Here is a 21,436-nt window from a genome sequence, read left to right on the forward strand (position 1 = left end):
GGGGCTCACTTCAGCTCGTACGCGGCCATCGCGGCCCGTACGGCAGGGGAGAAGAGGTCGGGGCCCAGGGCGTCGGAGTGGGCGAGCCCCTCGGGGGACAGGCGCAGCCGGCCGGTCGAGGCCGCCGTCGCGTCGAGCCAGCCCCGGGCCTCGAACCGGGCGAGCTCATCCGGGAAGTCCTCGCCCGGGTCCGTACCGAAGCGCTCGCGGTACTCGGACACGCGCAGCCCCTCGGCCTGCAGAACGGACTGCAGGAGATGGCGGCGGCGTGCCTCGTCGCCGTCGGTGAACCGGCCCACCTCGGCGCGCGAGAAGTCCTCGGTGGCGGTGTAACCGTCGATGATCGCCCGCACCTCGCGCATCTCCACCGCGTAGTCGAAGGAGTAGTGCAGCCGCGAGGTGTACGAACGGGCGCCGCAGCCCAGGCCGATCATGCCGTCGGTCTGACAGGCGTAGTCGTCGGGGCCGTCGGCTCGCGGGGCGTCGGCGCGGCGGAACATCCGCATCGACACCTGCTCGTAGCCGCGGTCGAGCAGGTGGTCGCGGCCGGCCCGGTACAGCCGCAGCCGCTGCTCGTCCCAGGCGGCGTCCGCAGCGGCCTCGTCAGCGGCTCCGAGCCGGCCCAGGCCGGTCAGCGGACGGACGTAGAGCGGATAGAGGTACAGCTCCTCCGGCCGCCACCGCAGTGCCGCGTCCAGGGAACCGATCCAGCTCTGCTCGCTCTGGCCGTCGATGCCGTAGATCAGGTCGATGTTGAGGACCGGTATGCGGCTGTCCCTGATCAGGCCCAGGGCCGCCTCGACATCGGCGCGCCGCTGCGGGCGGACCGCGGCGCGGGCCTCCGCCTCGACGAAGCTCTGTACACCGATGCTGATCCTTGTGGTGCCCCGGTCGGCGAGGACGGCCAGCCGGTCGGCCGTCGCGGTCGACGGGGACGTCTCGACGGACAGCGGTACGGACCGCAGGTCGGCGCCCATGCGCTTCTCCGCGATGTCGCACAGGCGCTCCAGCTCGCCGGCCGTCAGGAAGGTGGGTGTCCCGCCGCCGAACGCGGCGGCGGCGAAGCGCACCGGTTCCGCGTCGCCCAGCGCGTCCCGCACGGCGGTCGCCTGCCGGTCCAGGGCGTCGAGGTAGCGGGTGGTGAGCTCGTCCGGCGCGCCGATCCGGGTGAAGAGGTTGCAGAAGCCGCAGCGGACCTCGCAGAAGGGGATGTGGAGGTAGAGCGAGAGGGCGTCCTTGCGTTCGCCCGCCCACAGCTCGCTCAGCGCGGGCCGCCCGGCGGGGTGCTCGGCGAGCCTGCTGTACGTCGTCTTGTGCGGATAGGCGTAGACGTAGCTCCGGTACGGGCGAACGGTGTGCCGACTGGTCATCGTGGAGTGGCCCCCGGTTCCAGGAAGAAGTGCGCGTACGGAACGGTCCAGACGGACTCGTGACCGAGCCGGTGACCGGTGTAGCCGTCGTCGCCGTACGCCGTGCCGTGATCCGAGCAGACGATGGCGAAGGCGCGGCGGCGGCTGCTCACGGCGGCGAAGAGGCGCCCGATGTGGGCGTCCACGTACTCCAGCGCGGCGGCATGACTGGCGCGGGTGTCGCCCGCGAGGCGGGTGGCCCCCGGCCGGTGGAACCAGTTCGGCTGGTGCAGCGCCGACACGTTCACGAACAGGAAGAGCCGCCGGCCGGCCGGGAGTTCCCCGACGACCCGCTCGGCGCGGGCCACCTGCTCCTCGAACGAGGTGGGCGACGCCACCCCGAACCCCGGCTCCCAGTGCGCCTCCTGGAACAGCCCGGGCAGCACCGAGCCGAGCGGCGCCTGCCGGTTGAAGAAGCCCACCCCGCCGATGCACACCGTGCGGTACCCGGCCCCGGCGAGACCGGAGACCAGGTCGGGTGTGTCGAAGACGAAGGTGCGCTCGGCCGTGGTCTCACTGCCGGCGAACCGTGCGGCGAACAGCCGGGGATGAGGCCCGGGTGACGCCGGCGTGGGCAGGAACCCGGCGAAGATCGCCTGGTGCGAGGCGTAGGTGAAGCTCCCCGGCGCGTGCCGCTTCTCCCAGACGCCACCCGGCAGATGCCGGGCCAGATGCGGGATGCGGCCGAGGGCCGCGAGCTCCGCCGCGACGTCGTAGCGCAGGGTGTCCAGAGTGACGAGAAGCAGATCGTGGGTGCCCACGACCTGGCTCATGTCGGGGTCGGCGGCGTCCGTGACGCCGGAGGGTGATTCAGGGGGTTGCGCTGACACGGTGGTTCCTTGCTCGGTTCAGTACGGCGGCGACCTGCGCCGCATAGGTGTCCAGGCCCTCGGCTCCGCTGCCCGGCAGACCGGTCAGGCGCGGCAGCAGATCGCCGAAGGCGTTGACCTCGCCGACGGCGAAGCGCCGCCAGCCGGTGGCGGGCAGCAGATCGACGCCCACGCACAGCGTGTCCGGGAAGGCGGCGGCCGCCCTCTCGCACACGGCCAGGGCCTCGGCCCAACTGCCGCCGGCGGCCTCGACGGCGGCCCGCACCTCGTCCAGATCGCCGCGCGCACCGCCGAGGTGCAGATTGGTCATGGGGGAGCGGCTGGTGCGGACGACCGCATGGGTGGCGCGGCCGTCGACCACCACGACCCGCAGATCCGCGACCCGGCCCCGCTGCGAGGCCTTCGGCAGCCACCGTTCGATGTGCAGACCGTCGGGTGCGAGTGCGTCGACGATCGCCGCCACCTCCCGTTCCGTGGTGAGGCGGCTAACCCGGAGCGAGTTGAAGAGGCGGCCGGCCGGATCGCGCTCGACCGAGGTGGTCGCCCTGATCCGTCCGGGGCCGGCTGTCTCCACGGCCATCACTCCGGACGCGGAGGATCCGTGCGCGGGCTTCACGAACACGCGCGGCATACGGTGTTCGGCCATCAGCGCACGCACATCGGCCCAGTCCCGGACCGGCTGGGCGCCCCGTCCCGAGGTCGGCGAGGCGGGCACGGGAACACCCACCGCGTCCAGGACGCCGTGGCACAACCGCTTGTCGAACAGCACCGCGATGTCGCCGGGTCCGTCCAGCAGGAACGCGCCCGCCGTGGTGGCCGCCCGCGCCACGTCCCGTACGGCGGAGGTGAAACGCGCGTACCAGAGGGCCGAGCCCTCCACCCTGGTCGGGTCGTCCACCCCGCGCAGCAGCCGCTCGACCTCGGCGTCCTCGCCGGGCGACTCGATGCGCACGGTCTCGCCGGGCAGGAAGTCCGCCTCATCCGACAACACGTCGAGCCAGGGCACCGTGCGGGCCGGCGGCAACCCGGCGGCCCGCACCGCGTCCTGGAACAGGTCGACCCGGCGGCTGCCGGGATTGCCGACGACCGCCAGGCGCGGCGCGTTACTCGCTGACCGCGACATAACGGGGCTCGTCGTCCTCGGGATCCCAGTGGTCCGCCTCGTCGAGATCGACGTGGACGCCCTCGCGGACGCACATCTCCCGGATGCGCGCCATCACCGGATCGGTGAGGTAGTGGTGGTGCAGATCCAGAGAGGTCAGATGGGTGAGCGGCTGACCGCCGAGCAGAGCCAGGGCGCCCGTGTCACTGAGCGTGCCCATGGAGAGCGAGAGCGACTCCAACTGCGCGACCACGGGGGCCGACGCCACCGCCGTGGCGATCTCGTCCTGGATCTCGCTGTTCTGCAGGCCCAGATGGCGCAGCCGGGGGAAGGCGCCGCCGGAGAGGACGGGCCTCATGTCCTCCACCGTGGCGTCGCCGCCGTACCACGAGGCACCGAACCAGAACTCCAGCCGCTCCAGCGCGGGCAGTTCGCTGGCCCCGATCGCCCGGACGACGTGTCCGGGCAGACCGCCGGACTCGAACCTCAGCGACTTCAGGGCCGGGTGCCGCACCGGACCCAGCCGCAGTTTCTCCTCCTCGGGGACCGCGTCCCCGCCGCCGCGCACCACCAGCTCCTCGAGGCGCGGGAACGCGTCGACCAGGGCGGTGATGTCGGACATCTCCAGCCACGACACCTCGCACTCCTCGCCGACGACATCGGCGAGGAACAGCGCCCGCAGCGCGGGGAAGCGCGCGGCGTCGGAGACGATCAGTTCCGCAACGGGAGCGAAGGAGGTGTAGTCGTCCGGCCACCAGGGACCGATCAGCAGGGCACGGACCCCGGCAGGGTCGACCGTGTCCAGGAAGTGCTGCCAGCGCCCCGGGAACGCCGGCCCCTCCCAGGCGCAGTCCAGCCGCCAGGCCACGGATCCCGCCTCGGGCAGCGTCACCGGCTCCGAGCCGTCCTCGCCGGGCAGCGGCAGGGTGAGGACGGGCAGGCCGTGGAAGGTGTCGGGGTGCTCGATGTCCGTCATCGCGCGCTCACTCCGACACCGTGACGTACCGGCCCGCGGCTCCGCGGTCGCCCCACGGCTTGCAGCGCTCCGACAGGTCCACCCGCACGCCGTGCGGCTCCAGGGACTCCGTGATCCGGCGCTCCATCGGCTCGGTGAGGAAGTGGTGGTGCAGATCGAGGACTTCGAGGTGGGTCAGCGGCTGGCCCTCCAGGAGCGCCGCCGCCCCCTCGTCGCCGAGCGTGCCGCAGGACAGATCGAGGGTGTGCAGCCGCGCGACGAGCGGGGCCGAGGCCACGGCCGCCGCGATCTCGTTCTCCACCTCGCTGTTGCGCAGACCGAGGTGGCGCAGCGCCGGGAACCGCGTCCCCGACAGCAGCGGGGCGAGATCCGCGACATCGGTGTCGCCCCCGTAGGCGGAGACGCCCAGCCACAGGTCGAGCCGCTCCAGCGCGGGCAGTTCACTGTCGAGCACCCCCTGCACCACCTGCACCGGCAGCCCGCCGGTCTCGATGGTGAGCGAACGCAGCCGCTCGTGTCTCGTGGCCGGGAAGGCGAGCTCCGCTCCGCCGCGCACCCCGAGCTCCACCAGCGCGGGAAAGGCATGCAGCAGGGCGGTGACATCGCTCTGCTCGATCCAGGAGATCTCCGCCTCCTCCACCATCAGGTCACCGACGAACACCGCTTCCAGCGACGTCAGCCGCTCGGCGGCGGCGATCACGAGACCGATCGGATACGACGACTTCTCCTCGTACGACTCGCCCCACTGCCCGATGATCAAAGCGCGGACAGCGGCCGGGTCCACCTCGTCCAGGAACGCGGCGAATTCCTCTTCCCAGGTGCGGTCCTCGTCCTCGTACGGCTCGACGAAGACGCGCCAGGCCGCGGCGTCGGCGGCCGGCCGGGAACCGTCCTTTGCCCCGGACTGGAAATCGACGGCCGGAAGGCCGAGCAACTCGTGCAGGTGGTCCACACCGGACATGGCCCTGAGCTCCTGATGACGGCGACGGTTTGATGTCCGCAAGGTCTATCAAGTCCCACTGACAACGGGACGGCCGGGCTCCGTCGACGGCGCTCACCGACGGATTGTCAGACCCCCGCCGTAGCGTTTTCCAGGTGGCCGGCACAGCGGGTGGCGGCGCGGAGGGGAGACGTCTGTGTACCGGCAGGGCGACGTACTGATCATGGCGCTGGAGGAGTCCGCGGTGCCCGCGAACCTCCGGGAGGCCCCGGGCGAACTGCGCGACGGGCGCGGTCGGCTGGTCCTCGCGCTCGGTGAGGTCACCGGACATGCGCACGCGGTGCCGGGGCCGGGCCGGCTGATCCGCGAGGGCGGGGTGTTCGGCCCGATGCTGCTCCATCTCCCCGACGGAGGCCGCGTGGTGCACGAGGAACACGCGGTGATCTCGCTGCCGAAAGGCTGGTTCCGGGTGGTGCGCCAGCGCGAGTACGCACCGGGTGCGGTCCGCATCGTCGCGGACTGAGGAACCGGAACACCCAAAAGCTCACGCGTATCAGGAAAACAGGAACAGGGGACGGGGAAGACGATGCAGTACGTGGACTCATGGCGGGCCGTGGCGGCGGCGACCGGTGCGGCGGACCGGGCGGCCGCCGAGGAGGGGGTGCGGCTCGCCTACCGCGGCGCGGGTCTGGCCGAGCCGGCGGAGTTCGTCTGGGCGGATTCGCCCCGGGCCGCCGTCGAGGCCGTGGAGAAGCTTGCCGACGCGGGACGCTCGGTCCGTGAGGACGTACGAACCCGGCCCTGGGCGGAGGAACGGCGCCGGATGTACGACGAGCTGGGCCCGGCCGGCTGGTCCGCGCTGTGGTCCGCCACCGGCGCTCAGCTGTGGGAGACCACAGCCGCGCTGGCCGACCGGATAAGGGCGGGGGTGGTGGCGGACCTCGCCCGGAAGCCCGAGGAGGAGTCGGATGTCCGGCTGGTCCTGCTCGACGCGGTCCTGGGTCAGCACGACGCGGCCTGGCTCGCCGCCTTCGACGGCCGGGGCCGGCGGCTCGACGGGCTCGCGGCCGTCGCGAGGAACGCGGGCTGGTGGTGGCCCTATGAGCGTGCCGTGGTGATGAGTGAGCGTCCCGAGACCCTTTGCCGGGACGAGGCAGGCCGGCTCGACAGCGGTGAAGGCCCCGCGCTCGCCTACCGCGACGGCTTCGCCCTGTACGCCTGGCGCGGTATGCCCGTACCCGCCGCCTTCCTCGCGGAGCTGGGCGCACTGACCCCCGAGCGCATCCGCGCCGAGGACAACGCGGAACTGCGCCGCGTGATGCTGGAGTTCTACGGATACGACCGCTATCTCACCGAGTCCGGAGCCGAACCGGTGCACCGGGACGAGACGGGAATCCTCTGGCGGATCCCGCTCGAGGGCGACGAGGACGTGGTCATGGTGGAGGTGGTCAACTCCACTCCGGAACCGGACGGGACGCATCGTACGTACTGGCTCCGGGTGCCACCGCGCACCATGACCGCGAGGGAGGGCGTCGCGTGGACCTTCGGGCTTCAGGGCGAGTCCTACGCGCCGGTGCGCCAGACCTGACCGCCGCCGGGACGGGAGCCGGGAGTCGTCGGACGGGGACCGAAGGAGCAGATCGTGAGGACCTGGCTGCGGGGCCCGGCGGGCAGTGGTCAGGCCATCAGGGTCTCGTGGTCGATGCCCAGTTCACGGGCGAGCGCTTCCTCGGTCCACTCCAGCATCGTGGCCCGGGACAGCGGACCCGCGTACGACGTCATCTGTACCGCCAGACCGTCCAGCAGCGCGGTCAGCCGCCAGGCCACGGACATCGGGTCGTCGCAGTGGAACTCGCCCGCGGCCGCACCCTCCTCGATGACCTCGGCCAGCTCCGCCTTCCACTGCTGGTCGAGATCGCCCGCCACGTTGCGCAGCGCCGGATCGCGGAGGGAGGACGCCCAGCCCTCGATCCACAGTCGCCAGCCCTTGGCCTGGCCCGTCGGCGCATACCAGCGCACGGCGGCGCGCAGCCGCCGTATCGCGGTGGTGCGACGGCTCAGCAGTTTGCGCAGATGGGCGAGATCAGCTTCGGCGGCGTGTGCGAAGGCGGCGGCCACCAGCTTCTCCTTCGTGGAGAAGTGGTAGAGGACAAGGGCGTTGCTCACGCCGAGCACGGACGCCACGTCGGCGATCCGTACAGCGGAGACACCCCGCACCTCGATCTGCTCGACGGCAGCGCGCAGCAACTCCTCGCGCCGCTCCGCTACGCCCAACCGCACTCTCGCCACGGCCTCAGCCTAACCAATGGCGCCCCGGCGCAGGCCGGGGGCGGAGCGGGAACCGGCCGTGTCCCTCTCGTGGTCTGCCTGTTCGCCGCCGCCGCCGCGGGCGGTCCCGGTCCGGTTCGTCGTCCCGGTACCCCGGTCCGGTTCGTCGTCCCCGGTACTCGGGTCCGGTGCCCCGTCCTGGTGGTCCGGTTCCTTGTCCCGGTGCTCCGGTGCCCGTCCCGTGGTGCGGGGCGTACGGTCAGCGGTACCAGCCGAAGCGCTCGGCCATCACCGGCAGCCGGTCGGCGACGACGGCGTGCGCCGCCGCGCGCGGAGTGTGGCGGTCCGCCGTGGCGCGGGCCAGGACGAGTTCGATGAGGGCGCGCATCGCGCGCCGGATGTACGCGAAGGCCTCGTCCGCGTCGGCGTCGATGTCGCCGAAGAGAGTCCACCACCACCAGGCGTTGGTACCGGAGTTGACGACCACATCGGGCAGTACCGTGATCCCGCGCGCGGCGAGCAGGGCCTCCGCCTCGGGCAGGACCGGCATGTTGGCCGCCTCGACCACCCAGCGGGCCGTGATCCGGGCCTGGTTGGTCGGGTCGATGGCGTAGGACACGGCGGCGGGTACGAGCACGTCCGCGTCCTGCGCCAGCCAGGCGTCGGCGGGCAGTTCCTGATCGGTCTCGCGGAGCATCTCTCGGTCCACCGTGCCGTAGGCGTCGCGGGCGCGAAGGAGCGCCTCGACATCGAGGCCGGCCGGATTGGCGATGGTGCCCTTGACGTCGGCGACGGCGACCACGCGCAGCCCGGCCCGGGACAGGAAGCGGGCGGTCGCCCCGCCCATCGTGCCGAGCCCCTGGAGTGCGACCCGTGCGTCCCCGTACGCGACTGCGGCCCCGTCCAGCGCGGCTAGCACGGCCTCGGCGACGCCGCAACCGCCGGCCAGCTCGTCCAGGCCGATGCCGTCCACCTCGACGGCGAAGGCGTCGGCCAGTCGCCGGCGCGCCGCGGCCTCGTCGTCGAGCAACGGATAGACCGCCTGGACGGTGGAGACGAGCCCGGCCTCCGCGGCGGCCCGGTCGACGAGGTCCTGGGTGAGCCCGAGGTCCTCGCCGGTCGTCCAGATGTTCTCCACGTACGGACGCATGGCCCGCAGATAGCGCACCAGGATGCCGTACGCCGCCGGATCGCGGGGATCGCAGTCGATGCCCCCCTTCGCGCCGCCGAGCGGTATGTAGCGCGCGCCCGGCCGGTCCGCGTCGAAGTGGAGCGCTTCCTTCATCGTCATGCCGCGGGCCAGTCCGGTCACCTCGGCCAGCGTGCACCCCTCGCGCATCCGCAGCCCGCCGCTGGACACCCCCCGCACCAGCCGGTCGACGACGAGGTGTCCCTGGCGGCCCGTGACGTGGTCGGTCCAGGTCAGTGAGATCAACGGGGCGGGCGGGGACACCGGAGGCGTCGTCATCGGGGGTACTCCTCGGTCACGCGATCGGGGCGGGCCCGGGGCGGTGCCGTGGATACCGGGGGAGCGGACCCGCCGCCCCCGATGCCGGCCGACGATCATTTACTGAATCGCCAGTCAGTATCGGGAGTCGGGGGCACCCTGTCAACGCGGCCTGCGCCGCCTCACCGGTCCGTGGCCGGAGTGCGCCGTCCGGACGCTCCGGGCGACGGCAGCTCGCACCGGTCCTTGAAGCCCTGGCTGGTGAGACCGAGGGCCGCATTCGACCGCGACCGCATGTTCTCCACCGCGATCATCGTCGTCAGCTCGACCAGCGCCGCCTCGCCGAGCGAACTGCGCAGACGCTCCACCATCTCGTCCTCCACCTGGGGCGGGGTGAGGGTCATGGCCTCCGCGTAGGCCAGCACCTCGCGCTCCAGCGGGGTGTAGGCATCGCTCTCGCGCCACGTGGGCACCTCGCGGAGCTTGCGCGGGTCCACGCCCTCACCGTGGCTCACCCAGTAGCCGAAGTCCATGCACCAGCTGCACCCGACGGTTGCCGCGGACGCCATCACCGCCAGCGCCTTGAGCTGCGGGTCCAGCTTCTTCCAGCGGCTCACGGACAGCTCCAGCCGGGAGAGGGCCCACAGCACCCCGGTGTGATGGGCGCCGGTGCGCAGGGGATCGATGACCTTCCCGTACGCACGGTTCGAGTACCACGAGACGGCGCGGAACAGGAGGCTGCGGGGCGGGTCGAGCGAGATGCGGGCGGTCATGACCGGTCTCCTTCGGTACGGCTCGGCCCCGGCGGGGGCGCTGAGGCACCGGCGCCGGGCTGCTGACACGGATGCGACGAGCGGGGACCGCGGGATGTGACATCGGTGTGCAGGGGAAGAGTCCGGTCCCTGCCAGGTGGCCGGATCCGGACGCGGGCGGAACGCGGCCGCACCGGATGCGGAATCCTGCGGGCGGACCGGACGTTGGATTCGGCATGACGGGATTCGATGCACAGCAGCAGGGGCTGCTACGGCTGGTCGCCGAGGAGAACGGCGGTGTGCTGGTCACGCTCAGGCGGGACGGCAGGCCGCAGCTGTCCAATGTGAACCACTTCTACTACCCCGACGAGCGCATCATCCGCGTCTCGGTCACCGAGGGCCGGGCGAAGACCCGGAACCTGGCGCGGGACCCGCGGGCGAGCTACCACGTGACCAGCCAGGACCGCTGGGCGTGGACGGTGGCGGACGGCACGGCCGAGCTCACACCGGTGGCCGCTGACCCCGGCGACGCCACCGTGGAGGAACTGATCACGCTCTACCGCGACGTCCAGGGCGAGCACCCCGACTGGGACGACTACCGCAGGGCCATGGTCAGGGACCGCCGGATCGTCCTGCGGCTCCACGTCGAGCACGTGTACGGGCAGCAGCGTGGCTGAACGGGTCCTTACGGAGCGCCATCCCGTTGGGTGCTCCGTACGCGCGCAGTCGTCCCCCCTGTCCATAATGAGACGATACCGACTCCCTCAGGAGATCTTGTGACCGGCGCTGACTCCCCACTCCCGCTGCGCACCAGGCTGCGTGCGCTGCGTCCCGCCGCCTTCGGGGCCGACCCGGGAGGCGCCCGTATGGAGCGCATCCGCCGTTCCCCCAACTTCGCCGACGGGGTCTTCCAGAACCCCGTCGGGGCGCGGACCAGACCGTCCGGGTCCGCGCTGGAGTTCGCGAAGGTCTATTTCCGCAAGGAGGAGCGGGTCCTCAGGGCGCCGACCGGGACCGTGCCCGTGCACGCCACGACCCTCGCCGACCTCGCCGATCCCCCCGCCTCCGGCCTCCGGCTCACCTGGATGGGGCATTCCAGCGTGCTCGCCGAGATCGACGGACGGCGGGTGCTCTTCGACCCGGTGTGGGGCGAGCGCTGTTCGCCCTTCGCCTTCGCCGGTCCCAAGCGTGTGCACCCCGCGCCGCTGCCGCTCGGTGCCCTCGGCCCGGTCGACGTCGTGGTGATCTCGCACGACCACTACGACCACCTCGACCTTCCGACGATCCGCACCCTCGCGGACACGGCCACCGTCTTCGCGGTACCGCTCGGCGTGGGTGCGCACCTGGAGCGCTGGGGTGTGCCCCCGGACCGGATCCACGAGCTCGACTGGAACGAGTCCACGACCGTCGCCGGAATCAGTCTGACCGCCACGCCCGCGCGGCACTTCTGCGGCCGGGGTCTGCGCAACCAGCAGCACACCCTCTGGGCGTCCTGGGCCGTCGCGGGGCCCGAGCACCGGATCTACCACAGCGGTGACACCGGCTACTTCCCCGGTTTCAAGGAGATCGGCGCCGAGCACGGGCCGTTCGACGCGACCATGATCCAGATCGGCGCGTACAGCCAGTACTGGCCGAAGGACCAGACGGACAGCAAGCCGGAACCCGGCGCCTGGCCCGACATCCACATGAGCCCCGACGAGGGGGTGCAGGCGCACCTCGACCTCCAGGGCGACGACCCGTCGGTGGGCGTGATGCTGCCGATCCACTGGGGCACCTTCAACCTCGCCCTGCACCCGTGGGCCGAACCCGCCGAATGGTCCATGCGCGCCACGCAGTTCGCCGGCGTGACGATGGCCGCCCCGCGACCGGGGCAGCCGTTCGACCCCGCCGATCCGCCCGCCGTCGAGCCGTGGTGGCGGGGCGTCGCCGCGGAACCCGCGCCGGGGTGGGGCAACTGGCCCCCCGTACACGTACAGCTCCCCGGCGGGGTCAAGGCGGCTGCCACCCCCGACCGCGACCGGGACCGGGCCGCCCAGGCGTAGGACGGACGCGCGGCCCGCGTCCGGGTGCACCGCCTCCCGGGGCGGCGCACCCGGACGGCGGGCGCGGTGATGTCCGGGTGGGCCGAGGTGCCATTGCGACGGTCGGCGCGGTGATGTCCGAACCGGGTGGGAGGGCGGTCGAACGGCGGTACGCTGCGCCCGGAGGAGCCCACTTCCCGGGGGAGCGGCCATGCTGCGCGTGTACTTCACGTCCGAGGACCTGGCGCGGGTCAGGGTGGCTCCCGGCCCGGACTTCCTCTGGGAGATCAGCAACAGCGTGCAGACCCTGCAACGGCGCGACGGCGAGAGGGTGTTCGGCTCCTGGCGCCGCTGGGTTCGGCCACGGCTCTCCGACAGCCCCCGGCTGTTGTCCTCGTTACTGCCCCCGCGTGGCTACTCACCCGACTTCCTCACGCCCACGTCCGGCGACCGTGCCACGCTGCAGGCGGCCCTCGACACCTTGATGAGCACCCCGCGCCCCCGGCTGCGGACCGACCTGACACACTTGGCGTCCTCCCTCCGACTGCCGAGCTGGGTGGGATCGTTGGCGGGAGGGGACACCGAGACCCTGCGGCGTCTCGGGGAAGCTCTGGGTACGTACCAGCGCGAAGCGCTCGCGCCGTACTGGCAGCGCGTCCACGCCCACATCGACGCCGACCGCGCCGTCCGTCTGCACAGCCTGCTCGACGGGGGAACCGAAGGTCTGCTGGCCGGGCTCGGCCCGCAGTTCCACTGGCGTCCGCCCGTCCTGGAAGTGACGTATCCCGTCGATCAGCACCTGCGCCTGCGCGGCCGGGGGCTCGTACTCCAGCCGTCGTTCTTCTGCTGGCCGACGCCGATCACGCTGGCCGACGGGGACCTGCCGCCCGTTCTCGTCTATCCGATCGACCACACGGCCAACTGGGCGGGAACCGCCCCGGAGTCCGCGCCCGGGGATCGTTCCGCGGAGGGCGCCGGGCCGCTGGGGCCCCTGCTCGGGCACACCCGGGCGGGTATCCTGCGGGCCACCCGTACCGGCTGCTCCACTGTCGAGGCGGCCCGGCTCCTGGCTGTGACACACCCCGCCGTCAGCCAGCACCTGAACGTGCTGCGGGCGGCGGGACTGGTCGCCACGGTGCGCAAGGCCGGACGCTCCTTCCACGTCGCGACCCCGGAGGGAAGGGCCCTGCTGGCAGCCGAGGGGCAGAACCGTCGGCGGCCCGAGCGCGGAGCGTGAAGCCGGAAGCGTGAAGCGTGAAGCCGGAAGCCGGAAGCCCGGGGGCGCGAGGCCGGTAGCCCGAACCCGGAGCGTGAGGCCCGGAGGGCGACGGTCGGCCCAGGTGTGACGACGTCGAGAGATGACGATCGCTCAAGTCCCCCCGTAAGCCTGAACTTTCATCGGTTGCGCGCCTCGCACGGCAACGGCGACGCTGATTCCCGCTGTCCCGCACAGCTGAGCACGTCACATGCGTTTCCGCTCGCAAGGCCACCCCCACCCTCCTCAGGAGCCTTCATGCGCAAGAGACTTGTGTCCGCCGCGATCGCCGTAGCCGCCGTCGGAGCTCTCCTCCAGCCCACCCTGGCCCAGGCGTCACCCGTACCGCAGACCTCGTCCGTGTCCGTGCTCGCGCACGGCTCGAAGGCCGGCACGGCCGTCGTCAGCGGACACAACGAGCCGGGCAGCCGGCTGGAGGTCGCCGCCGGACGTACGCAGAGCGCGCACTGGCTGCAGATCGACTACCAGGTCCAGGAGACCGGCTACTGGTGCGGTCCGGCTGCCACCCGCATCGCGCTGTCCGCCCGGATGGCCCCGCCCAGCCAGGGAGACCTGGCCTGGCAGCTCGGCACCACGCAGAACGGCACCGACCACATCGGCCAGGTCACGAACGTGCTCAACTCGAATCTCGGCGGTGGCTGGTACGAGACGAAGGAGATGCCGAACGACCCGCCCACCCAGGCTCAGCGGGACCTGCTCTGGTACGACATCGTCTTCGACATCGACCGCAACTACCCGTTGGTGGCCAACATCGTCGCCCCGCCAGGAAATCAGCCGCCCGGCTACCCCTCGGACCAGACGATCTACCACTACTTCACCGTCTTCGGCTACGACGAGGTGGACCGCACGGTACTCATAGCCGACCCCGCCTCCTTCAGCGGCAACCAGATCTACTGGATCTCCTTCGACCAGCTCGCCACGCTGATTCCGCCGAAGGGGTACTCGGCATGAGCGCGAACGAGGGCTGCCCCACGCGCAGGAGCGTCCTCAGGGCCGCCGGGGGGCTCGGCGCGGCGATGGCGCTGGGAGCCGGGGGTGTCCTCGCGGCGGCGACGGCCGCCGGCGCCGCGGGAGACGGATTCGGACTGCGCATCGTCGACAGCGACGAGAGCGACCCCCGGATGCGGTACTACCGGTTCGCGACGGACGCGATCGGCTGGAACCCGGGCGTGAACGTCCTGCTCCCCGACGGTTACCACACCGGCGGCCGCCGCTACCCCGTGCTCTACCTGCTGCACGGGGGCGGCACGGACCAGGACTTCATCACCTTCGACCGTGCGGGCATCCGGGCCTGGACGGCCGGCAGGCCGGTCATCGTCGTGATGCCCGACGGAGGACACGCGGGCTGGTACTCCAACCCGGTCAGCTCCCAAGCCGGTCCCCGGAACTGGGAGACCTTCCACATCGCCCAGTTGCTGCCCTGGATCGACGCGAACTTCCGTACGTACGCGGAGTACGACGGCCGAGCCGTCGCCGGGTTCTCGATGGGCGGCTTCGGCGCGCTGAAGTACGCGGCCAAGTACTACGGGCACTTCGCCTCGGTGAGCGCCCATTCCGGCCCGGCCAGCCTGCGCCGGGACGCGGGCCTGGTCGGGCACTGGGCCAACGCCTCCTCGGCGGCCGTGGAACTGGCCGGCGGCACGGTCTACGGAGTTCCGCTGTGGGACGAGGCCAGGGTCAGCGCGGACAACCCGGTCGAACGCGTCGAGAGCTACCGCAACAAGCGGGTCTTCCTGGTCGCGGGCACCAGCCCCGACCCGGTCAACTGGTTCGACCAGGTCAACGAGAACCAGGTGCTCGCCGGGCAGCGGGAGTTCCGGGCCCGCCTCGGCGACGCAGGCATCCCGCACGAGTGGCACGAGGAGCCCGGCGGGCACGTCTTCCGCGACTACATGTTCCAGCGCGACCTGGACGGCATCATCGCCAGACTCCGTAAGGCGTAGCGGTCCCGTTCCCCGGCAAGTCCCCCCGCTCTCCGGCAAGCCCCCTCGACGGTGTCGAGGGGGCTTGCCGGGTCCGTGGCTGCCGCGTCGCCGTGCCGGGGCATGGCCGCGCGGGTATCCGTCCCCCGGTATCCGCCCGCCGGAATCGGTCGCTCGTGCGAGAGGTCATACCAGAGCGGGACGGATAGCGGGCAAGTTCCACAACTGCCCGTCGCGCCCTCGCACGAGGCGACTACCGTGTGTGGCCGGTGATCAACGGTGGGCTCATATGTTCCGAGCCTGCCCGGCCGATGACCCGAGAATGACCGACCACCGTAGGTGTCACCACATGAATGCCGATTCCTGGTGCCCCACGTACCGAGGACGCTGATGTCTCAACTTCGCGCACCCGACGCGCGACCGGAACGACGAGAGGGCGGGCGGCACGGCCGACCGGGTCCCCGTTCCCACTCGGCCGCGGCCAGGCCCCGCGCTGCCCAGCCGTCCCCCGAGGCGCGCATACGCCCCCAACTCCTGCGTACCGCCGTCCTGCCGGCCGTCGTCGTCGCGCTGGCCGGCGCCGCGGCCGTCATCTTCACCGCTCGCGCCGGCGGTATCCGGCCGTCCACGGAACTGTGGACGGCGTTCGGCACCGCCGGCGCGCTGTCGGTCGCCGCGATGGTGGCCGCCTTCCTGGCCGCCAACCGGGTCGCGACCACCGTCCTGGGCCGCTGCCTGGCCCTGCGCCGGGCCAGCGCACAGGGCCAGGCAGAACTCCAGCGGGTCGTGGAACAGCTCCGCAACGGCGAACCCGTGCCCGCGCGGCGTCCTTCACAGCCTGTCGTCCCCGGCAGCGACGCCTTCGAGCTGCTCGCGCAGGAGCTCGGCCGTCAGCAGGAGGGGGCCGTGGCCGCGGTCGTCCAGGCGTCCCGGCTGTCCGAGCACACCGGCGAGGACCAGAAGGTCGAGGTCTTCGTCAATCTCGCGCGCCGCCTGCAGTCGCTCGTGCACCGCGAGATCCAGCTGCTCGACGAGCTGGAACACCAGGTCGAGGACCCCGATCTGCTCAAGGGGCTCTTCCACGTCGACCACCTGGCCACCCGCATCCGCCGGCACGCCGAGAACCTCGCCGTCCTCGGAGGTGCCGTCTCCAGGCGGCAGTGGAGCAACCCGGTCACCATGACGGAGGTGCTGCGCTCGGCGATCGCCGAGGTCGAGCAGTACCCGCGCGTCAAACTCGTACCCCCCATCGACGGCACGCTCCGCGGGCACGCCGTGGCCGACGTGATCCACCTGCTGGCCGAACTGGTGGAGAACGCCACGGTGTTCTCCGCACCGCAGACCCAGGTCCTGCTCCGCGCCCAGCGCGTCACCGCGGGCCTCGCCCTGGAGGTGGAGGACCGGGGCCTCGGCATGCCGGGCGACGAGCAGAAGCGCATGAACACCCTGCTGGCCGACCCCGACCAGGTCAACGTCGCCCGTCTGCTCCAGGACGGCCGGATCGGCCTGTTCGTGGTGGCCTCGCTGGCTCGCAGGCACGGCATCGCCGTCCGCCTCCAGAGCAATATCTACGGCGGCACCCAGGCCGTGCTCGTCCTCCCGCAGTCCCTGCTCGGGGCCGACGAGGACGTATCCGCCGAGGCCGACGGCGCACCGGTCCCACCCTTGGGCCCCGTGCACCGGCCGCCGCCCGCGGACGACGCCGGTGTACGTCGCGGTCCGGCCCCCGGACCGGCATCCGTCACCGAGCGGGAGCGGCGCCCGTACGTACCGCAGCAGCAGCAACTGCGGCTGCACCAGGCACCGCAGCAGACCCCGCGTCAGGGCGGCGAGGGCCCCCCGCTCCCGCTGCGGGCCGAGCGCCTCGACCGGCCCGCCCCCGCCGACGCATCGGCCGGCATCCCGCCCCTCGGCGACACGGCCCCCGCGCTCCCGCCGGATACCGGGGTCGTGCGCGGCACGATGGGCCGGCCCCAGCTCCCCAGGCGGGCCAACCAGGAACACCTGGTCCCGCAGCTCAGGGAGGCTCCCGCACCGCGCTCCGAGGAGGAGCCCACGCTCCACGACCCGGGGCTGGTGGCGGCGTTCCGGCGCGGCATCGACCTCGCCGAGGCGCGTGAGGAGTGCGAGGCGGAGGAGCCCGGACCGGACACCGGCCCGGGGTCCGGGGCGTACCCGGACGACGGCGGGCCCGCGGACGTACGGAACGGCCGGGGAGCCCCGGCGCGGGGCCGGGCACCGCTGGACCCGCTCCCGGTCCGTGGCGCCGCACCCGTGGAACTCCTCCGGGCCGGCTCGTACTCCAGCGATCAAGACCCACTCGACACGCACCTGAACACCACCAAGGAGTAGATGCACCATGGCGACCGATATGCCGTCCGGTCAGGTCTCGGACCTCGACTGGCTGCTGAGCGGGCTGGTACAGCGTGTGCCGTACACGCGCAGCGCGGTCCTGCTCTCCGCCGACGGGCTGGTGAAATCCCTCCACGGCATGGACGCCGACAGCGCCGACCACATGGCCGCGCTGGCCGCCGGACTGTACTCGCTGGGCCGCAGTGCCGGGGCCCGGTTCGGTGACAACGGAGAGGTCCGCCAGGTGGTGGTGGAGCTCGACTCGACGCTCCTGTTCGTCGCCACCGCCGGCTCCGGCACCTGCCTGGCCGTGCTCGCCGGCCGGAACGCCGACGCCGCCGTGCTCGGCTACGAGATGACGATGCTGGTCAAGAGCGTCCGGCCCTATCTGACGACCCCGACGAGACAAGCGGCCGGAGCGCCGGGCGCCACGGGGCTGTGACCGTGCCGGCCACGCAGGACGGGCCGTTGCTCGACGATGCGGCAGGCCGCCTCATCCGCCCCTACACCGTGAGCAACGGCCGTACCCGTCCCACGACCGTGCTCGATCTCCTCTCCCTGGTGATGGCCACCGGGACCGTCCCGCAGACCCATCTCGGACCCGAGCACTCCGTGGCGCTCGGGCTGTGCGGCGGGCCCACCTCGGTGGCCGAGATCGCCGCGCACCTGCGGCTGCCCGCGGTCGTCACCAAGGTCTTGCTCTCGGACCTGGTCGACTGCGGCGCGGTCACCGCGCACCCGCCCGCCTTCCATGACATGCCCACCGACCGATCCCTGCTGGAGGCAGTGCTCGATGGCTTACGACGACAGCTCTGACGGCTTCGACGGCTCCGCCCCGTACGCGGGGACCGCAAGCCCCGGACACGTCGGATACGCGGACGCCCCGGGCGGCGGGTATGCGGCCCCGCCCGGCGCCACCGGGTACGGGGCCGTGCCCGGACCATCCGGATACGACGAGGCCCCCGGCGCGCCCGAGAGCTTCCCCGTCGCGCTCAAGGTGCTGGTGGCGGGCGGCTTCGGCGTCGGCAAGACGACGTTCGTCGGCGCGGTCAGCGAGATCGCTCCCCTGAGTACGGAGGAGCTGCTGACCCAGGTCAGCGCGGCGACCGACAGCCTCGAAGGCATCGAGTCCAAGAGCTCCACCACCGTGGCCATGGACTTCGGCCGCATCACGCTGGACGAGCAGCATGTGCTCTACCTGTTCGGCACGCCCGGACAGGAGCGCTTCTGGTTCATGTGGGACGAGCTCTCCCAGGGCGCGCTCGGAGCGGTCGTCATCGCCGACACCCGGAGACTGGAGGAATGCTTCCCCGCCGTCGACTTCTTCGAGCGGCGCGGGATCGGATTCATCGTCGCGGTCAACGAGTTCGACGGCTCCTTCCGCTACGGCCCCGAGGAGGTGCGGGCGGCGCTCGACCTGGCTCCCGCGGTTCCGGTGGTCCTGTGCGACGCGCGCATCGCCAGTTCGGGCACCGGAGCGCTGGTGACCCTGGTGCAGCACCTCATCAACGCCACCGCCGAACCCGCTCCGCTGACCGGCCACGGAAGCTACGGAGCTCATCCGTGACGACCCCGCACGCCCTGGGCCGGCTGCTGCTGACACCCGTCGACAGTGACGCCCGGGCACGGACCCAGCGGCTGCGCAGCCTCGGCCTCGGGGAGCGGTCCGATGCCTCGTTCGACAACTTCGACGCCTTCGCCGACCGGGTGGCCGAAGTGACCGACGTGCCCTTCTCGATGGTCAACTTCATCGACGGGAACCGTCAGTTCTTCGCCGGGCTGCACACCCCGGCGGGCACCTGGAAAGGCTCGGACCTGGGGGGCGCGGCGGCCGGAAGCGGCCGCCGCGGCCGCTATGTGGCCATCGACCACGGCTTCTGCCCGCACGTCGTGGTCCGGCGCAGGGCGCTGGTCCTGGAGGACGTGTGCGACTACCCGCGATTCGCCGGGAACCCGGTCGTCGACGACATAGGCATCCGCTCCTATCTCGGAGCACCCCTCATCGACCGTACGGGTATCGCCCTGGGTGCCGTCTGCGCTGTCGACATCGTGCCCCGCCCGTGGGGGCGGGCGGGACTCGACACGATCAAGTCCCTGGCGCAGGAGCTTCTCGGGCACATCGACCAGCGGGAGGAGAACATCTTCGGGACCTGAGCGCCGGACGACGGGCCCGCCGCCGTCAGGCCTCGACCGTGCGGCCGTCCAGGAAGGTGAGCACGACCGCCTCACCGTCCACCCGCACCCGCACGGCCGTGCGCAGCGCCTCGGGATGGACACGGTCGCGGGACAGCACGACGAGCGAGACATGGATGCTGCGGCCGCCCGCACGGGGAGCGCTGCGCAGATACGGCACCGCCGAGTACGGTCCGTACGCATGGGTCTCGACGTCGCGTGCCACGGCGGCGCCCTCCTCGCCCCCGTCCCAGCCGTACAGCGCGACCAGCGCGCTGCTCAGCCCCTCGGCCGTGCGCGCGAGGGCCCAGTCGGGGCCCGACGAGGCGAACGGGCTCTGCGCGTCCCCGACCGCGTGGCCGCCCTCCCGGACCACAGCGCCCTCGGGCGCCTCGACCCGGTGCACCCGGATCTCCCACGGACCGTGCAGCACGCTCGTCGTCTCGATGCGGTACCCGCGCTCGTCACCGGGCAGCCGCGCCGTCGACCAGGAGGAGGCGACGCGGTCCTCGCAGCGCAGCGGATGGATCCGGCGGCGCCGGGACGGGGTCCCGTCAGGGGCGAGCAGCGCCAGATGCCCGTCGATGTTGCGGGCCAGGGCGTGCGGGGCGGACTGCGGTGCGGTCGCCGTCGAGTACGCGAGCTTGGCGTAGTGCGGATCGTCCGCACCCGCGCCCTCGTCCGGATCGGCACCGGCCTCGATGTCCGCGGTCCCCGGTGCGGGCGGATGGTGGTCGCTGCCGTGGTTGACGAGGCGGACGATGCCGTCGTGCCGGGTGCCGTGCAGCAGCCACCCCGGTGCCGGCAGCGCGGTGTAGGTGTCGGACTCCTCTACGGGAAGCGGGAGTTCATGAGCGGTCCACACCTCGTGGTCCGGCGGCAGCAGCAGTCCGAGGAAGCCCTTGCTCGCCCAGTACGGCGACGCGGGTCCCGAGTACGGCTGGGTGGACGGCAGGAACGTGTCGTACCAGCCGAGTGTCAGCAGTCCCCGCTCGTCCGGCACCCCGCGCTCCGCGAAGTGCCGCAGCGTGCCGGAGGCAAGTCGCCGCGTCAGGCCGGGAGCGAGCGGGGTGCAGTCGGCGAGCGCGCCCATCCACACGGGGGCGAGCGCGGCGAACCGGTAGGTGAGGGAGCGGCCCTGGTGGACCGGGGCGCCGTCCGCCCCGAAGAAGTGCGGGTAGTCCTCCAGGAACCGGCTCAGGCGCTGCCGGTGGACGGCGCTCCGGCCACCGTCACCGTCCGCGCCGGCGATCCGGGCCCAGAGCAGCGGGTACAGATGCATGGCCCAGCCGATGTAGTAGTCGAAGTTGCGGCCGTCCCCGTCGGTGTACCAGCCGTCACCGACGTACCAGTCCTCGATCCTGTCCAGCCCCTCCTCGATGTCCGAGGCGCTGTACGGGGCTCCCACGGACGCGAGGAACTGCTCGGACACCACCTGGAAGAGCCGCCAGTTGTTGTCCCACGTCCGGCCGCCGACGAACCCGGAGAACCAGTCGACGACCCGCTCCTGGACCTTCGCGTCCAGCCGGTCCCAGATCCAGGGACGGGTCTCGTGCAGCGCGACCGCCACCGACGCCGCCTCCACCATCTGCTGGGAGCAGTCCGTCAGACGCGGCCAGGCCTCCCCGCTTGCTGGGTCCGTCCCGGCCGCGAGACCGGCGGCGTACCGCTCGGTCAGCGCGGGATCGACCGCCCCGCCCGCACCCGCGATGCGGCAGGCGGCGAGCAGGAACGACCGGGCGAAACCCTCCAGCCCGTCGGAGACGATCCCCGACCAGCTGCCGCGGCCCGGCAGCCTGTACTGAGCGAATCCGGGGGTCGCGTACGGCGTCAGGGCGTCCAGCATCCGGTCGGCGGTCGCCTCCCAGTGCGCCCGGGTCCAGCCGGTACGTGACGACAGGATCCGGTCGGTCGGCGGCAGGTGCAGATGCGGGGCGACGGACATGGTGGTGCTGCTCCTCGGGGTCGG

Annotated in this window: 21 protein-coding genes; 12 read left to right on the forward strand and 9 right to left on the reverse strand. The window is 72.2% G+C overall.

Annotated elements, in window-relative coordinates; all coding sequences use genetic code 11:
- Positions 1-5 precede the first annotated feature (5 nt).
- From ACGFZA_RS12260 to ACGFZA_RS12280, 5 genes are read right to left on the reverse strand one after another with little or no spacing between them, the layout of a single operon-like run.
- Positions 6-1,370 carry an STM4012 family radical SAM protein gene (locus ACGFZA_RS12260; protein WP_393678814.1) on the reverse strand — a complete coding sequence of 455 codons (1,365 nt, stop codon included), beginning with the start codon at positions 1,368-1,370 and terminating at the stop codon, positions 6-8.
- Positions 1,367-2,182 carry an STM4013/SEN3800 family hydrolase gene (locus ACGFZA_RS12265; protein WP_385278842.1) on the reverse strand — a complete coding sequence of 272 codons (816 nt, stop codon included), beginning with the start codon at positions 2,180-2,182 and terminating at the stop codon, positions 1,367-1,369. Before ACGFZA_RS12265 ends, ACGFZA_RS12260 begins: the two co-directional genes overlap by 4 nt.
- 37 nt (positions 2,183-2,219) lie before the next feature.
- Positions 2,220-3,362: an STM4014 family protein gene (locus ACGFZA_RS12270; RefSeq protein WP_393678815.1), complete on the reverse strand. Its 1,143-nt coding sequence runs from the start codon at positions 3,360-3,362 to the stop codon at positions 2,220-2,222.
- Positions 3,343-4,317, reverse strand: coding sequence for an STM4015 family protein (locus tag ACGFZA_RS12275; RefSeq protein WP_393678816.1), 975 nt, complete (start codon positions 4,315-4,317; stop codon positions 3,343-3,345). The genes ACGFZA_RS12270 and ACGFZA_RS12275 overlap by 20 nt, the downstream gene beginning before the upstream one ends.
- Before the next feature lie 7 nt (positions 4,318-4,324).
- Entirely contained in the window at positions 4,325-5,278 is a 954-nt protein-coding gene (locus ACGFZA_RS12280; RefSeq protein ID WP_393678817.1) for an STM4015 family protein, read from the reverse strand.
- Positions 5,279-5,453: 175 nt separating this feature from the next.
- Between ACGFZA_RS12280 and ACGFZA_RS12285 the strand changes: the two genes are divergently transcribed.
- Complete coding sequence (locus ACGFZA_RS12285) at positions 5,454-5,780, forward strand: hypothetical protein (RefSeq protein WP_385278733.1); 327 nt, start codon at positions 5,454-5,456, stop codon at positions 5,778-5,780.
- A 63-nt stretch (positions 5,781-5,843) separates the two neighbouring features.
- On the forward strand, positions 5,844-6,845 hold the full coding sequence (locus ACGFZA_RS12290) for a DUF6745 domain-containing protein (protein ID WP_393678818.1): 1,002 nt from the start codon (positions 5,844-5,846) through the stop codon (positions 6,843-6,845).
- 89 nt (positions 6,846-6,934) lie between these two features.
- Here ACGFZA_RS12290 and ACGFZA_RS12295 read toward each other — a convergent pair whose 3' ends face one another.
- From ACGFZA_RS12295 to ACGFZA_RS12305, 3 genes are all read right to left on the reverse strand, one after another.
- The gene (locus ACGFZA_RS12295; RefSeq protein WP_385278736.1) at positions 6,935-7,546 is read right to left on the reverse strand and encodes a TetR/AcrR family transcriptional regulator; all 612 of its coding nucleotides are present in this window, start codon (positions 7,544-7,546) and stop codon (positions 6,935-6,937) included.
- A gap of 238 nt (positions 7,547-7,784) precedes the next feature.
- Positions 7,785-8,993, reverse strand: a complete 1,209-nt coding sequence (locus ACGFZA_RS12300; RefSeq protein WP_393678819.1) for a Glu/Leu/Phe/Val dehydrogenase dimerization domain-containing protein — start codon at positions 8,991-8,993, stop codon at positions 7,785-7,787.
- Between the two features lie 161 nt (positions 8,994-9,154).
- On the reverse strand, positions 9,155-9,745 hold the full coding sequence (locus ACGFZA_RS12305; protein ID WP_393678820.1) for a carboxymuconolactone decarboxylase family protein: 591 nt from the start codon (positions 9,743-9,745) through the stop codon (positions 9,155-9,157).
- A gap of 215 nt (positions 9,746-9,960) precedes the next feature.
- Between ACGFZA_RS12305 and ACGFZA_RS12310 the strand changes: the two genes are divergently transcribed.
- The 10 genes from ACGFZA_RS12310 (at position 9,961) to ACGFZA_RS12355 (ending at position 19,449) form a co-directional block, all read left to right on the forward strand.
- Complete coding sequence (locus ACGFZA_RS12310) at positions 9,961-10,401, forward strand: PPOX class F420-dependent oxidoreductase (protein ID WP_385278742.1); 441 nt, start codon at positions 9,961-9,963, stop codon at positions 10,399-10,401.
- Positions 10,402-10,500: 99 nt separating this feature from the next.
- Complete coding sequence (locus tag ACGFZA_RS12315) at positions 10,501-11,766, forward strand: MBL fold metallo-hydrolase (RefSeq protein ID WP_385278744.1); 1,266 nt, start codon at positions 10,501-10,503, stop codon at positions 11,764-11,766.
- Positions 11,767-11,956: 190 nt separating this feature from the next.
- A complete protein-coding gene (locus ACGFZA_RS12320; RefSeq protein WP_393678821.1) occupies positions 11,957-12,982 on the forward strand; it encodes an ArsR/SmtB family transcription factor in 1,026 nt (341 codons plus the stop codon).
- Positions 12,983-13,258: 276 nt separating this feature from the next.
- Positions 13,259-13,972 carry a C39 family peptidase gene (locus ACGFZA_RS12325; RefSeq protein ID WP_393678822.1) on the forward strand — a complete coding sequence of 238 codons (714 nt, stop codon included), beginning with the start codon at positions 13,259-13,261 and terminating at the stop codon, positions 13,970-13,972.
- Positions 13,969-14,964, forward strand: coding sequence for an alpha/beta hydrolase (locus tag ACGFZA_RS12330; RefSeq protein WP_393678823.1), 996 nt, complete (start codon positions 13,969-13,971; stop codon positions 14,962-14,964). Before ACGFZA_RS12325 ends, ACGFZA_RS12330 begins: the two co-directional genes overlap by 4 nt.
- Before the next feature lie 369 nt (positions 14,965-15,333).
- Positions 15,334-17,295, forward strand: coding sequence for an ATP-binding protein (locus tag ACGFZA_RS12335; RefSeq protein ID WP_393678824.1), 1,962 nt, complete (start codon positions 15,334-15,336; stop codon positions 17,293-17,295).
- Between the two features lie 7 nt (positions 17,296-17,302).
- Entirely contained in the window at positions 17,303-17,737 is a 435-nt protein-coding gene (locus tag ACGFZA_RS12340; protein WP_393678825.1) for a roadblock/LC7 domain-containing protein, read from the forward strand.
- A 2-nt stretch (positions 17,738-17,739) separates the two neighbouring features.
- A complete protein-coding gene (locus ACGFZA_RS12345) occupies positions 17,740-18,111 on the forward strand; it encodes a DUF742 domain-containing protein (protein WP_148017001.1) in 372 nt (123 codons plus the stop codon).
- Positions 18,089-18,862 carry an ATP/GTP-binding protein gene (locus tag ACGFZA_RS12350; protein ID WP_393678826.1) on the forward strand — a complete coding sequence of 258 codons (774 nt, stop codon included), beginning with the start codon at positions 18,089-18,091 and terminating at the stop codon, positions 18,860-18,862. Before ACGFZA_RS12345 ends, ACGFZA_RS12350 begins: the two co-directional genes overlap by 23 nt.
- Positions 18,859-19,449 carry a GAF domain-containing protein gene (locus ACGFZA_RS12355; RefSeq protein ID WP_385278758.1) on the forward strand — a complete coding sequence of 197 codons (591 nt, stop codon included), beginning with the start codon at positions 18,859-18,861 and terminating at the stop codon, positions 19,447-19,449. The genes ACGFZA_RS12350 and ACGFZA_RS12355 overlap by 4 nt, the downstream gene beginning before the upstream one ends.
- 25 nt (positions 19,450-19,474) lie before the next feature.
- Here the strand turns inward: ACGFZA_RS12355 and ACGFZA_RS12360 are convergent, their stop codons facing one another.
- Entirely contained in the window at positions 19,475-21,412 is a 1,938-nt protein-coding gene (locus ACGFZA_RS12360) for a DUF2264 domain-containing protein (RefSeq protein WP_393678827.1), read from the reverse strand.
- Between the last annotated feature and the right edge of the window lie 24 nt (positions 21,413-21,436).

Source organism: Streptomyces sp. NPDC048211 (genome assembly GCF_043202315.1).
Lineage (GTDB): Bacteria > Actinomycetota > Actinomycetes > Streptomycetales > Streptomycetaceae > Streptomyces.